Origin of the sequence: Mucilaginibacter phyllosphaerae (assembly GCF_004378255.1) — a bacterium.
Taxonomy (GTDB): Bacteria; Bacteroidota; Bacteroidia; order Sphingobacteriales; family Sphingobacteriaceae; genus Mucilaginibacter; species Mucilaginibacter phyllosphaerae.
Genome location: NZ_SNQG01000001.1, coordinates 357,652 through 371,949, shown reverse-complemented (window position 1 = coordinate 371,949; position 14,298 = coordinate 357,652). Strand labels below are relative to the sequence as shown.

Genomic DNA, 14,298 nt, shown 5'->3' with positions numbered 1-14,298 from the left:
GTAAGTAATTACGCTTTGTAACAAACAAATCTTTTAAAATTGCCACGCTAAATCTTTTAGTATTTAGTTAAAATGGTTTACTTTGCATTTATGCCGGTGTTTATAGCGTCATTAAATTCGGGGAGTAACGGCAATTGTTATTACATTGGTAACGAGCGCGAAGCTATTTTGGTAGATGCCGGCATATCCTGCCGCGAAACCGAAAAGCGGATGGCCCGCCTGGGGCTTTCTATGCAAAAGGTTAAAGCTATTTTTATATCGCATGAACATTCAGACCATATTCGCGGCCTGGGCGTACTGGCCAGGAAATATCACCTGCCGGTTTATATTACCGATGGCACAGCGCACCATTGCGGTGATGTGCCGAAAGAACTGTGCATCAGTTTAAGATCTTACGAAGCGGTTAGCATAGGCGGCCTGGAAGTGATGCCTTTCCCCAAACACCACGATGCCGTAGAGCCGCATAGCTTTATGATAAGCAACGGTGATACCCGTATAGGTGTTTTTACAGATATTGGCGCCCCCTGCGAGCACCTGATCCGCCATTTTGCGCAATGCCACGCTGTTTTTTTGGAAGCAAATTACGATGAGGAGATGATGGAACAGGGCAGGTACCCCTATTTTCTAAAAAGGCGTATCCGGGGTGGTAAAGGCCACTTATCAAATAAACAGGCACTTGATATGTTTATTGCGCATAAGCCAAACTACATGAGCCATGTTTTGTTGGCGCATTTATCAAAAGATAATAACTGCCCGGACCTGGCGCTAAAGATGTTTGCCGAACACGCCGGCGATACACACATTTGTGTGGCTTCGCGGTATGAAGAAAGCCCCGTTTTTGTGATAGACCCATTGCCTTTGGCACTCGGCGATAGCCATGTATGCAATCAAATTACAGGGCAGTTTCAGTTTGCCATTAGCTAAGGTTATGCAGGTGTTCACGTTTACCGCATGAACGCTGTGAACACCATGAACATCTTAATAATCAATTAGTTAAAATTTTAGTTTTTTTTAATTATTTAATGTGATAAGCAACTTTAATCAATCAATTAACTGATTTACAGCGCTTAACAAAAAAATAAACTTTGTTCATATTATTCTTAGTGTGAACATCAGATATAGCTCTTATCCATGCTCGAAATTCTTTACCAGGACGAAAACCTTATTGCCATTAACAAGCCTCATGGGCTGCTGGTGCACCGCTCATCCATAGCAGCTGACGCTTCGGAATTTGCTTTACAAATGCTGCGCGATCAGATAGATAAAAAAGTTAACCCCACACATCGTATAGACCGTAAAACAGGTGGTGTGTTGCTTTTTGCCTTTGATAAGCCCACCGAGATTGCCATGCAGCAGGCCTTTATGGAAAACCGTGTGAAGAAGAAATATTTGGCCATATTGCGTGGCTACACGCCCGATGCCGAAGAGATAGATTATCCCTTGCGCAAAGAGAATGGCACCTTGCAGGATGCTTTAACCCGCTATGTTACTTTGCAAAGGGCCGAACTGGATATACCTTTTGGCCAGCACCCTACATCAAGATATTCTTTGGTAGAGGCTGCACCGGAAACCGGCCGGATGCACCAGTTGCGCAAGCATTTTGCGCACATTTTTCACCCGATTATTGGCGACCGGACACATGGCTGCAATAAGCAGAACAAGTTTTTTAAAGAAACCTGGGAAATGGAAACCATGTTGCTGCATGCCTCGCAACTGAGGTTCAAGCATCCGGTTACGGGCGCAGAAATAGTTATACATGCGCCTTTGCATAACGAGTTTACACGCGTAATGCAATTAATGGGCTGGGCGGATAAGTAATAAACTATATTTATATTTGCAGTATGAGCAATAATGATATCATGAAAAAGCTTCGCGTGGCTTTGCAGCTGCGCGACGACCAGATCATCGAGATACTGAAACTGGCCAACTTCAGGACTACCAAAACAGAACTGAGTGCCATCTTCCGGAGCGAAGACCACCCCAACTTTCAGCCTTGTAAAGACCAATTGCTGCGTAACTTTTTGAACGGACTGGTATTGCACCTGCGCGGCCCCAAAGTAGAAAAGCCAAAAACAGAAAACCCCGAATAATTAAGATCCGGGGTCTTTTTGTATCAGGCGGTATTTGCCGCTTTTTATCAGTTTTTGCTGTTCTTCGGTAAACGGCACACGTCCGCCAAAATCCTGCACCCAATATTTGTTATATTCGGCAACGCCCACTTCCTTAAAACCAGGGTTCATCAGGTTGCGGCAGTGTCCTTCGCTTTTAAACCAGCCGGCCATTACTTCGGGGATGCTGGTTTGCCCAAAGGCAATATTTTCGCCTATCATAAAGCTTTTCCAGCCTTTAAACTGGTAGCCGGCGGTAACAATGCGGGTGTTCATGGTGCGGCCGTCTTTACTCTCGTGGCTAAAATAGCTTTTGCGGGCCATATCCTTGGCGTGGTCTTTGGCTGCCTCTTCCAGGTCGTTGTTCCAAACAATGGGCGGCGCAGGCGGGTACCAGGTACCGCCGCATTTGCAGCCTTTGGTACGCGTTTGGTTTATCAGGTCTAAAAATTCCTGATTAAAGGATGCATCATCTCCCTGCTTAAGCCAGGCAAAAGAGCTGAATGCGATTATTGTAAGGTAAAACAGGCCGCCAAAAATGTATTTTTTCATATCGCCAGGTATGACATTCTTAACGTAGTATGGTTTAAAACGGTATCAACAAGCCCATAAATTTAATAGTTTATTAAACCATGTTGATGCCATTACCCCAATTGCATCGGCAAAAGATCTAATAACAAAAAACGCCCTTAAAAGGGCGTTATATTATGCTGTATATGATTATTTTATAATGAAGCCAGCTTTTTGGCAGAACTTATTTTCATTATTTTTTTATCGGCAACCAATAGTTTTGGCTTTTTTGGCGCTGTAACTTTTTTGGGTGTTACGGTGCTGTTATCAAAGGTGATAACCACCGGTTTATCTATGTCGCGTTCTATACCTTCGTTTATTTCTGTGGCTCTTTTCTCGGCTATATCACCCTTAACGTAATCTTTTAGCCGGTTATAAAGATAAGCGTAGTTTTGCTGTACAATAGCTTCTAATGCAGGCATGTGGTTATCTACAGCAAGCTTTAATGCCTCGTTCAGATCGCGCATGGCTAACTTGTTGTCTTTCAGCTCCATTTTAATGGTAGCAAGCTTCACTAATGAACTAATGATGTTAGGCACATCCTTTACCTGGCGGGATATTTTGTTTGATTGCAGCGTAAACCATTTAGCTTCGCTGAATTTTCTTTGGGCAATGTAAACCCTCGATAAATCATCAAAACTCGACCGGATACCTGTGGTATCTTCATAGTAACTGTAGTTGTGCAGGGCCAGTAAAGTATAATGTATAGCTTCTGTTTGGTAATATGCTTTTAGGTTACGGTTGGGCTGTCTATCAAATTTAAGGTACTCGCTTGCAATCTGGGTGTATATAATACCTTTGAGCGTATCGTTGGTGGTAAGCTGTAGTTTTTGTTTCAGGCTATCGATGTTACTCCTGTCAATATCATCTGCATGAGCGGCAAATGTTGTGGCGGCTAATATAAATGTGAAGAGTATAATAAGTTTTTTCATCTGCTTGCAAATCTTGAATATTTATACGTTAAACTATTCAAAATTGATGCCCGTTATTTTTATTTTTAATGCCTGGGGAGGGCAAGATACAATAATCAATTGTTATTACCGTAAAACGAATGATTTATAACTACTTAAGTTGTAAAATAATACGGATGCCACGTTTACAACCTACCAAAAATAGTATATAATAATATACAGAATGGCCCCATTATAACACTTATGTTATGTTTTAAAATGATGGGGTTCGTTTGCAGATATCTTAACTATTCATTGCCGGGTAAAAGGTAAGGGAGCCCCTAAAAGGATTCTTCAACAGCGCTTAATTGATCACGCTTTCGTAACTGTTCATGAACCGGTTAAACCCGGCTGATGCCGCTTTTACCCGGTTAAAGAAAAATATTCCCAGTGATGCGCAGGTAATACCGGCCAGTACATCCAAAATATAATGATGGCTTGCATAAACAGCTGTAAACCAAATCCCCAGCATTACAATCCCAAAAAACCAGTTGATAATGCCCAGGCGGTTTTTAATGCCATAATACAAAACAATAACAGGGTAAGAGGAATGCAGCGAAGGCATTGCCGCAAATACATTAGAGCCTTTAGCGTATATGGATTTGAACAGGTTAATATTAAACAGTTTATCAAAACGTGCCAAACCCGCAGTGTTGCCCTGCGTTAAAGGATGAAAGTTAAAGCCGTGGAACTGAATGTACCAGGGTGGTGCGGCAGGGTAGGCGTAGTAAACAATAAAGCCCAGCATATTTACCAGCACAAAAGTTAACGAAAAATATAAGAACTGCCTTTTATTTTTAAAGAATAAATACGCGGCAAAGGCAAGGGGCACAGGGATCCAGCAAAGATAAAATAAGCCGGCCATGGCATCCAGCCAGTTGGTGCTGTGCAACAGCAAGTACTCATTTGGGGTAAGCAGGCTGCCTTTAAAATTTATCCCAAAAAGGCTTTTTTCGGCGTTGTACAGGCTGCCAACGGCTACATCATTATAATTATAATTAGGGAATGCCTTCATATAATCAAAAATAACCCAGTAGATAATAAAGATAGAAAAGCCCAAAATGAATTTGCGCGTAATTACCGAAGCATAAAACAGGATGTTAAATATGCCCAGTAAAACCAGCTGATCTGTTTTAAAGCCAACCAGTAACAAAGAAATAAGGAGGTATGCAACAGATACGGCAGTAACAATGCTTATTGTTTTTACATTTACCTGCACCTGGCCGCCGGTAGCATTAGCCATTCTGTTTCTTGATGAAATCTGAATTAAATATCTTGTCCCACAGCGGCGAACTTACACCATACCCTTTGGTAGGGTCCTGGTAGTGGTGCAGCATATGGTGTTGTTTGATCCTTTTCCAAAAATTGCCTTTAAAATTAAAGTGATGGATGGCATAATGCGATATATCATACACCAGGTAACCTAAAATAAAGCCCGGGAAAAAGCCGAAAATGTAGTTTGCAGGCAGCAGGGCATTAAATAAAAAGTAAAAGCCGGTAGCCAGCGGTATGCTTGCCGATGGCGGCATTACCAAACGTTTGGCATCGCTGGGGTAATCATGATGCACACCGTGGAAGATAAAGTGCAGGCGCAGTGCCCATTTTGCTTTGGGCACAAAGTGGAATACAAAGCGGTGCATAATATATTCGGTAAGCGTCCAAACAAAAAGGCCTGCCAAAAAAAGCCATATATAGTTAACTATGCCAATTTGCCTTTCGTAAGCAAAGTAACTGCTAACTAAAATAACCGGTACAAAAATTATAATAGGCACAAAGTAGTGCACTTTTGATAAACTCTCTAAGAAACTGCTCTTAAACATTCTCACAGATTCCTGTGAATTGGAAACAAAATTTTTCGCCATAACACTTAAGGTTTAAAACGTTCGGTAACTACTTTACCTGTAACGGTGTCTGTACCTTTCATTTCTACAAAAATAATATTTGGTGCCCATAAAGAGCCGCCTTCAATCTGAATAAATATATTCTGAAGGATCATCTGCTTTTTGGATATAGTTGCGAAGATATGATATTTTCCGTCGGCAGCCTTCATTAAAGTAAGCGGAAATTTTTTGTATGACATAATTCTGATATCATACCTGTCATTCCCCAGCGCATCCGAGCTTACCCCGTAGGCAAACTTGCGCTGTATATAAGTCAGCTCTGAGGGCTCGCCGTGCCCTTCGGCATATCTTAGCCAATAAACATGTACCGGCGTATCTTCATCAGGTTTGCCGGTATCTTTATCAATATTAATATCATACACCAGCGCATTCACATTGGGCGACCGCTGTAAGTAAAACAAACGCATGGCATTTGGCGGCGGTGTGGGGTAAATCTTTCCGTTTGCATCAGTGCGTGTTTTAGTAGTATCGGTATTTGCCTTTTTTAAATGATGCGCTCCTGCGTTAAACCAAAGGCCGGTACACATTACCATACATACAAGTATCAGCTTTACCGGGGTTTTGATCATTCTTCGTTCTCGGCTAATGCTTTTTTGGCATCCATCAGCCTTTTTGCTGCTGTTAAGTTTGTTAACACGGCCAGTATGGCGATAGGGAAGGTGAAGATAGACATGGTTTCGAACACATGGAACCTGAAGCCTGGAATAAACAGCTTGTAATCGCCACCCAGGTAAGATGAGCCTATACCGCAGGCAATGGCAAATACGCCAATGGTTATCACACGTTCGGGGCGCTGCATCAGGCCGCCTTTAATCTCTACGCCAAGGCCTTCGGCACGTGCGCGTACATAACTTACCATCATGGAGCCGATAAGGGCTATAAAAGCAAATATCGAACTTAAAAAGTAGTGATGCGCAACCAGGTAGTAGCAAATGCCCAGAAACATGATCAGCTCGCTGTAACGGTCTAAAACAGAATCGTACAGGGCGCCAAAAACAGATTTCATGTTACCCAGGCGGGCCACCTGCCCGTCAAGCATATCAAACAGGCCGGCAAACAATATTAATCCGCCCGCCCAGCCTATGTAGGTAAAGTCGCCCCGGTTACCGTCTTCTGCGCCAATAATGAATATAGCAGCTACGCCAACATTTAAGATGAAGCCGATGGAGGTTACGGCATTAGGCGTTAAGCCCACCTTGATCAGAAGTTTAACAAATGGGTCGATAATTTTATATATCCCCAGCTGCAAGCTTGTGCGTACTGATGTTTGTGGTTCCATTTTATTATAAAAATAATTAAAAAAAATATTAAAAATCAAACTTAATCTTTACACGTATGCCCCAATCGGCAATGCCGGGATGGTCCAGATATGTAAACCTTTTAACCGCATCAACCCTGATGAATTTAAAAATGTTTTCGATACCCACACTTCCTTCCATATACGGTGTTTTGCCCAGGGCATAAGTAATGGGTGCGCCATTCTCATCAACCGGGAACTGATACAGGTTGGGGTGAATAGATGGCGTGTTGCGCTCGCTTAAGCCGCCGTAAAGCATCTTAAAGGAGGCGGTTTCGCGCCATTTTAATTTTTTAAACAACGGGATCTTGTTGAAAAAGAAACCGCCGAAGTGCTGATCGATATTGATACTTACGGAGTGATCGCTCACAAACTCCAAAAAGTTCATCAGGTTATAAGAATCTATTACGTAGGCAAAGGTTTGGTTGGCGCGGTGTATGTTCAATAAAGGATAGGGCACCTGGCCAAATGTTTTTGATGCCTCGATAACCACATCAGAGAAACCGAACGGCGCGATGTAAAAGCGTTTATCGCCCCGAAAATCAAGTTTTTGATAACCGTACTCGCCCCCCAGTGCATTTTTGATGCCCATCGTAAAATCTAACGATACGATAGGATACTGGTTGATGATGGGCGTGCGGAACAGTTTACCCTGGTAATACTGTTCGTTTGGTGCGTAACGTACACCTGCGCTGGCCTCGGTAGTGGTTAAGTGCTGAAATATGTTGCTGTTATCGGTATTGATGAACGGGTACAAGCTGCCGGCCGGCGTTTGGGTTAACTTTTTTAGCCCCAGTTTATACGAAAAGTGGTTTTCAAATTCGCTTACGTAATCTATCCGGTACGAGTCGTTGTACAGATATTTATCGTTTCTGCCACGTTTAAAGGATAACAAAAAGTTATCTTCCTGAATAAAGGCCAGTTCCTGCCCGGGTATTTTGGTATCGCGCTGAAAGCTTGCACGGATATAATGCTGCGGAAACCTATAAATACTTTTATTGTTAAAGGAGTAGGTTGTAGCAAAAAAATACTTCCAGCGCTCGTCTTTAAAACCGTATGCGCCATAAGATTCAAAGAAGATGCGTTTACTAAAGTCGGCCGTGGTGCGGCCACCCACGCGCAGCCTTAAACCCTCAACCGGGTTAAAACTGTAAAAGGTACTTGCAGGGCCTATCTCAAACTTGCCGAAGTTTTTAAAACCGGCAAAAAGCAGATTGATAATATCTGCCGTACGCCTGAAGGATGGCATGTGTACCAGGCTGTCAATATTTTTATAAACTTTAGATTCGGCTGTGGTAAGCGTATCCGGGCGGTTCTGGGCCCAAAAGCTATCCGGGCGGTTGCGCAGCTCTTCATCCTCCAGTTCGGGCCTGGTTTTGTACAGGGTATCCTGGTGGGGCTGGTTAACCATATAGTTACGCCGTATAAGCGTCCTGTTGCCAAACAAGCCGCTTTTGCGTTTAGCGGTTATCCCAAAATCGGCAAAGGTATTGCTGCGGCTTAAATGATAGCGGCCATCAGGGTTTAGTTCAAAATCCTGATCTACGTGCATGCTGCGCACAAAGTTTACGTTGATGTTTTTGTTGATATCGAGCGCATCTTTTTGCACGGCGTAGTTACCATCCAGCGTGATAAAGATCTCGCCTTCAAAAAGTACATCGTTGGTATTGCGCGGCGTAAAGCTTAACTGCACCAGTTTTTTGCCGTTATCAAGCGTAACGGTGTCTGTAATAAAATATTTATAAAAGGTTGGGGCGCTGTTGGATATCGGGCTTAAAAACTGGCGGCCCAAAAGCAATATGCTGTTATCATAAATATCAACTTTGGCATACAGGTGTTTGAAATATTCGCCCACACCTTCGGTATCAAAACCCGGCCCAAAATCAACCGATTTTTCTCCGAGGGTGACGTTGCGGGTAACTTCCGGATCTTTACGGTAATAAACCTGCGAAAGTTTTTCTTTAAGATAGATGGGCAGTAAAGTTTTACCTGCATAGGTTGTACTGTCCTTATTCTCGAAAATAAATTTGTACTTCCGGAAAAGCCTCCGCTCTTTCACTTTATCAGATATATTACTGAGCGAGAACTGCATCTTATCGTACTCCTTATATTCCACATAATTGTAGGCCTCGGGGCGGTTCTTGTCCCGGTTTTCGATAACCTTGCGTATCAGGGCCACTGCGGGGTTATCGTTTACATACTTTGTTTTTTTTGTGGTTTTGATGCTCACCTCGTTAAGGGAGGTAGCGGTGGGTATCATCCGGATATTGATTACCTGCTGTTTGCCGGGCAACACATTATAAGTAGCATCTTTAAAGCCCAGGTAGCTTACCTTGATCTTGTTATAAGGCTGTGTGGTGCGAATGGTATAATTGCCCTGGTTATCGGTGCTGGCGCCAATGGTACTGCCCACAAAAGATACCGAAACAAAGGGAAGGCCGTTTTTATTACCACCATCGGTAACCTTGCCGCTTACAACAGTGGTTTGTGCCGATACAGCAACCTTTATCAATAAAAAAAGTATAAGAAATAAAAACTTATACGTGTATCTAAAATTCATTAACCTGATGATATTATGCAAAAACAAACTTTTTTTGCAGGAAATAATTGTAAGTGATCCCCACTATAAATGATACCAGTACCTTCGAGATTTTGTAATCCAGCTTTAAAAAGTGGGTAACTACAAAAACACCGCCTGTATTTAGCGCCAAATTACCTCCCCAAACCAGCATATATTTGATGGCCTGCACCGGGATGGTTTTTTCTTTACGCTTTTTAAATACCCAAACCCTGCCTAATGCAAAGTTAGTAAGGCCGCCAACAATGGTACCGATTAAGCTTGCTGTAACGTACCAAAGATAAAAAAATTCCTTACAGACTATTGTGGTCAAAAAGTCAAATAAGGATGCTATGAATGAAGATGCCTGCGCCTTAACAAATGTTGCCATTCATGTTTTTTAATATTTGTCCGGCTTAAAATGTTCCTGATCCAGCCGTAAGATCGGGTTTATACCGCCATATTTTAACCTTTAAGTAGACGGTATAAAAAATTATTTGTTACTATCTACGTAAAAAATACCGGCTAAGTATTCAACTAAAACAAAAATAAACCCCCGGGGAAGGGCTTTTTGTTTTGGTCGCGAATATCGTTATTTTAAAGCTAATTTCCTTATAATAAATAAACCGGTTACCGCCATAAGGCAATAACCGGTTTATCAGTTATTATTTATGTTATTAGTTACCTGCAAACATATCGTCGTAATAATCAAGGCCCAGGTGGGTGATCAGGTCTTCGCCCATCAGGTAGCGTAGGGTGTTTTCAAGTTTGATCAGCTGTTTAAAGATGTCATTCTCGGCATGTAAACCCGGCGCGGTTTGCGGCGATTTAAGGTAGAAGGACAACCACTCCTGGATGCCGCTCATGTTGGCGCGTTTAGCCATATCGCAAAATAAAGCTAAATCTAAGGCGATAGGTGCTGCCAGGATAGAGTCGCGGCAAAGAAAGTTGATCTTGATCTGCATTTTATAGCCTAACCAGCCAAAAATGTCGATGTTGTCCCAGCTTTCCTTATTATCGCCATGCGGAGGGTAATAGTTGATGCGGATCTTGTGGAAGATCTCACCATAAAGTTCCGGGTTATCTTCAGGGCGTAAAATATCTTCTAATACACCCAGTTTTGAAACTTCTTTAGTTTTAAAGTTATCCGGATCATCTAATACCAAGCCATCGCGGTTACCCAAAATATTAGTAGAGAACCAGCCGTGTACACCTAACGAGCGGGCTGCAAGGCCTGGTGCCAGTACGGTTTTCATTAAAGTTTGCCCTGTTTTAAAATCTTTACCTGCAATTGGGGTTTTGGTGATCTTAGCCAATTCTATCATGGCCGGGATATCAACCGTTAGGTTAGGGGCGCCGTTAGCGAATGGCACGCCCAGTTTTAAAGCAGCGTAAGCATAGATCATGCTTGGCGCTATACGTTTATCATCATCTTTAAGGGCCTGCTCAAAAGCAGCAAGTGTTTGGTGAATCTCTGAGCCCTCGAAGTAAACCTCGGTAGAACCGCACCATACTAAAACAACGCGGTCGAGCCCGTTATCTTTCTGGAAGTTTTGAATATCTTCCATCACCTGCTGTGCAAGTTCAAAACGGGTGCCGGTTTTAACGTGGGTACCATCCAGGTTTTTGGCATAGTTTTTATCAAATGCTGCCTTCATCGGTACAATTGCTTCCAAACCATCTTTAACAGCATCTAACAGGTCGCGCTCCAGCACTTTTGCATTTACAGCTGCCTGGTAAACGTTATCTTCATACACATCCCAGCCGCCAAAAACAACATCGTTAAGATTGGCCAGGGGTACAAAATCTTTAATTTTGGGGTGGCGGGCTTCCGTGCGTTTACCTAAACGGATGCTGCCCATTTGTGTTAATGAGCCTATAGGCTGAGAGATGCCTTTTTTTACAGCTTCAACACCGGCAATAAGTGTAGTAGCCACTGCGCCTAAACCGGGTATTAAAATACCTAATTTACCTTCTGCAGGTTTAATGTTAATTTTCATTTAGTTGTAGTTTTTAAGGATAATGCAGCTACCACAACGCATAATGGTTAGTGATAGTATTGGTTTATTGTTGCTTTTTATAGGGTAGTGATCGCTCACGTGTACTAATATTACAGTGCCATTAAAGCAATAGGGGATACTTTAACGGCGTGGCAAAAGAATATAAATTTTTGGTTGGAAATTTATAATTCTGTAAAGATTACAGGTAAATGAAGATTGGCTGATTTTATATGGCCTTCTCGTAGATCCTGTAGGTTTTATACTGATCGCCGCCAATGGCTTCGATGGCACGGTTCACCATGTCGTTATTTTCCAGTGTCCATGATGCTTCGGCGTATTTTAAGCCTTTGCGCCTGTACTCCTTAATAATACTGCCATATAAAGATGCCTCGATACCCAATTTGCGATAGCCGTCTATTACACCTAAAAGCATAATGCGGATACCGGTGATCTTCTTTTTGTTGAGTAATAATTTAAAGATGCCTGTAGGCAGTAAACGGCCTTTTTTAATAGTTTTAAGAATCTGGTTAATATCCGGTATGGCAACACCAAAGCCAACAATCTTACCATCCTGCTCTGCTACCAGGGCAAAATCGGGGTCGAGTATCATTTTAAGGTCTTTGGCGGTATAGTCAAATTCCTCGTTGGTCATCGGGAAGAACCCCAGGTTTTTATCCCAGGCCTTGTTATATACATCGCGCAGCGCATCGGCTTCCTGCTTAAAGTTCTTCAGGTTTATTTTACGGATAACTACATTACTGTTGCGTTTTAAACGCTCCTGCAGCATATCCAGCATTTTAAGAGATTTGTCGTTATAGTTTGCGCCATCCCAGTACCAGGCCAGCAGGTCGGTTTGTTTTTTAAAGCCGGCAGTCTCCAGCAGGGTAACGTAGTACTCGGGGTTGTAGGTCATCATTACCACAGGCGGCTTGTCAAAACCCTTTACAAGCAGCCCGCAGGTTTCATTGGTTGACGGATTTACCGGGCCGATAATGTTTTTTGCGCCTTTTTCCTTAACCCATTTAGTGGCAGTATCAATAAGCAGATTAGCCGTTTCCTGATCGTTTATAACATCAAAAAAACCAAAAAAGCCATCATTGGCATTATTGAATGTATTGTGATTGGTATTATAAATGGCAGCAATACGGCCAACAATTTTATCGCCGTCGTAAGCTAAAAACGTTTGCAGCGACGAATGTTTATGAAAAGGGTGTGTAGTTAACAGGTCCTTTTGTGCAATAAATAATTCGGGTACGTAGTTGGGGTCGTTTTTATACAGGTCGTGCGGGAAATCGATAAAAGATGCAAGTTCTTTTTTTGACTGTACCGGTAAAATTTTTTTCATTTGTGGGGGGTAGGTTAATAGCGGTACCATGCAGGTGTGGTACCGCTATATTTTTATGGGCTTATATGTTTTCTTTAATGGTTGTATTGGTAGTTACACCAACAACCTTAAAGGCCTGTATCAGTTTTTCAACAGCTTCGTCAATTTGCTCAAAAGTATGGGTTGCCATTAAAGAGAACCTAAGCAAAGATGAATCAGATGGTACGGCAGGGGATACAACCGGGTTTACAAACACACCCGCATTTTGCAGATAGTTGGTAACCTGGAATGTTTTTGCGTTATCGCGAATGTAAATTGGCAGGATAGGGCTTTCTGTAGAGCCCAGGTCAAAGCCTTCGTCTGTTAGTAATTTAACAGCATAGTTGGTATTATCCCAAAGTTTTTGGATGCGTTCCGGCTCTTCCTCAATAATATCAAGGGCTGCAATTACGCTGGCAACAGAGCCCGGTGTCATACTGGCGCTAAACATTAATGAACGTGCGCGGTGTTTAATATAATCTATCGTATCTGCATCGCTGGCAATAAAACCGCCCAATGATGCCAGTGATTTACTAAAGGTACTCATGATCAGGTCAACCTTGCCGGTTAAACCAAAATGCGATGCAGTGCCCGAACCGTTGTGGCCGATAACACCTAAACTGTGTGCATCATCAACCATGATGTTAACGCCGTATTTATCGGCAAGCTCAACAATTTCAGGTAATTTAACAATGTCACCTTCCATGCTGAAGATCCCGTCAACAACAATAACCTTTACGGCTTCTTCCGGCAGCATGGCCAGTTTACGCTCCAGGTCTGCCATATCGTTGTGGGCATATTTAATAACTTTAGAAAAAGATAAACGCGTGCCATCTATAATAGAGGCATGGTCATACTCGTCCAGTATCAAATAGTCATTACGGCCGGTAATGCATGATAAAACGCCCAGGTTTACCTGGAAACCTGTGCTGAAAAGTACAGCAGCCTCTTTACCAACATATTGTGCCAAACGGTTTTCCAGCTCGATATGAATATCGAGCGTGCCGTTCAGGAAACGCGACCCGGCGCAGCCTGATCCGTATTTGTCGATCGCCTTTTTTGTAGCTTCTTTTATTCTTGGATGGTTTGTAAGCCCTAAATAAGAGTTTGAACCAAACATTAAAACACGCTTGCCATTTATGATAACTTCAGTATCCTGACCAGACTCTATTGGCCTGAAAAAAGGATACAGTCCCTGTGCCCTGATCATATTTGCATCCTGGAACTGAGCAATCTTCTCGTGTAACTTTTTAACCATTTATAAACACTGCTTAAATTTTTTGTAAAAATACCATGAATAAGCTTATAACTTGCATGGTGAATGTAATTTTTTTACACACCGCATTAATAGTATGTTAATATACTTCCATCAGGCAAATTAATTAAATTTTTTATTTAATTGCTATCACTATTTTACATTTTGTTATAAAATGTTGAAAAAGTGTGCCATTTATCATCTAAATCTCCTAATTAGGTAAAATTCCTGTTGTCTTATTTTTAATAAAATCAATTACCCTCATATTCGCATTCCCTGTTAATTATACCCAAAATT

14 protein-coding genes are annotated in these 14,298 nt (G+C 42.2%); 3 read left to right on the top strand and 11 right to left on the bottom strand.

Annotation, left to right across the window (positions count from 1 at the left end; genetic code table 11):
* Nucleotides 1–72: 72 nt before the first annotated feature.
* The 3 genes from E2R65_RS01410 to E2R65_RS01400 all read left to right on the top strand — a co-directional run bounded on the left by E2R65_RS01410 (nucleotide 73) and on the right by E2R65_RS01400 (nucleotide 2,090).
* Nucleotides 73–924 (top strand): MBL fold metallo-hydrolase, encoded by an 852-nt coding sequence (locus tag E2R65_RS01410; RefSeq protein WP_229704589.1) that lies wholly within the window; start codon nucleotides 73–75, stop codon nucleotides 922–924.
* 207 nt (nucleotides 925–1,131) lie between these two features.
* Entirely contained in the window at nucleotides 1,132–1,818 is a 687-nt protein-coding gene (locus E2R65_RS01405) for a pseudouridine synthase (protein WP_134334688.1), read from the top strand.
* A gap of 23 nt (nucleotides 1,819–1,841) precedes the next feature.
* A complete protein-coding gene (locus E2R65_RS01400) occupies nucleotides 1,842–2,090 on the top strand; it encodes a DUF1456 family protein (protein ID WP_134334687.1) in 249 nt (82 codons plus the stop codon).
* Here the strand turns inward: E2R65_RS01400 and E2R65_RS01395 are convergent, their stop codons facing one another.
* From E2R65_RS01395 to spt, 11 genes are all read right to left on the bottom strand, one after another.
* The gene (locus tag E2R65_RS01395) at nucleotides 2,091–2,660 is read right to left on the bottom strand and encodes a CAP domain-containing protein (protein WP_134334686.1); all 570 of its coding nucleotides are present in this window, start codon (nucleotides 2,658–2,660) and stop codon (nucleotides 2,091–2,093) included.
* A 173-nt stretch (nucleotides 2,661–2,833) separates the two neighbouring features.
* A complete protein-coding gene (locus tag E2R65_RS01390; protein ID WP_134334685.1) occupies nucleotides 2,834–3,610 on the bottom strand; it encodes a hypothetical protein in 777 nt (258 codons plus the stop codon).
* Nucleotides 3,611–3,932: 322 nt separating this feature from the next.
* Nucleotides 3,933–4,871 carry a phosphatase PAP2 family protein gene (locus tag E2R65_RS01385; RefSeq protein WP_134334684.1) on the bottom strand — a complete coding sequence of 313 codons (939 nt, stop codon included), beginning with the start codon at nucleotides 4,869–4,871 and terminating at the stop codon, nucleotides 3,933–3,935.
* Nucleotides 4,864–5,490: a sterol desaturase family protein gene (locus E2R65_RS01380; protein WP_134334683.1), complete on the bottom strand. Its 627-nt coding sequence runs from the start codon at nucleotides 5,488–5,490 to the stop codon at nucleotides 4,864–4,866. Before E2R65_RS01380 ends, E2R65_RS01385 begins: the two co-directional genes overlap by 8 nt.
* 5 nt (nucleotides 5,491–5,495) lie before the next feature.
* Nucleotides 5,496–6,098: a DUF4833 domain-containing protein gene (locus E2R65_RS01375; protein WP_134334682.1), complete on the bottom strand. Its 603-nt coding sequence runs from the start codon at nucleotides 6,096–6,098 to the stop codon at nucleotides 5,496–5,498.
* Nucleotides 6,095–6,808 (bottom strand): CDP-alcohol phosphatidyltransferase family protein, encoded by a 714-nt coding sequence (locus E2R65_RS01370; protein ID WP_134334681.1) that lies wholly within the window; start codon nucleotides 6,806–6,808, stop codon nucleotides 6,095–6,097. The genes E2R65_RS01375 and E2R65_RS01370 overlap by 4 nt, the downstream gene beginning before the upstream one ends.
* 28 nt (nucleotides 6,809–6,836) lie before the next feature.
* Nucleotides 6,837–9,338 (bottom strand): DUF5686 and carboxypeptidase-like regulatory domain-containing protein, encoded by a 2,502-nt coding sequence (locus E2R65_RS01365; RefSeq protein WP_308472289.1) that lies wholly within the window; start codon nucleotides 9,336–9,338, stop codon nucleotides 6,837–6,839.
* A gap of 61 nt (nucleotides 9,339–9,399) precedes the next feature.
* On the bottom strand, nucleotides 9,400–9,774 hold the full coding sequence (locus E2R65_RS01360; RefSeq protein WP_134334679.1) for a GtrA family protein: 375 nt from the start codon (nucleotides 9,772–9,774) through the stop codon (nucleotides 9,400–9,402).
* 286 nt (nucleotides 9,775–10,060) lie between these two features.
* Entirely contained in the window at nucleotides 10,061–11,383 is a 1,323-nt protein-coding gene (locus E2R65_RS01355; RefSeq protein ID WP_134334678.1) for an inositol-3-phosphate synthase, read from the bottom strand.
* A gap of 226 nt (nucleotides 11,384–11,609) precedes the next feature.
* Nucleotides 11,610–12,728, bottom strand: a complete 1,119-nt coding sequence (locus tag E2R65_RS01350) for a hypothetical protein (protein WP_134334677.1) — start codon at nucleotides 12,726–12,728, stop codon at nucleotides 11,610–11,612.
* Between the two features lie 61 nt (nucleotides 12,729–12,789).
* Complete coding sequence (gene spt / locus E2R65_RS01345) at nucleotides 12,790–14,004, bottom strand: serine palmitoyltransferase (RefSeq protein ID WP_134334676.1); 1,215 nt, start codon at nucleotides 14,002–14,004, stop codon at nucleotides 12,790–12,792.
* Nucleotides 14,005–14,298 lie beyond the last annotated feature (294 nt).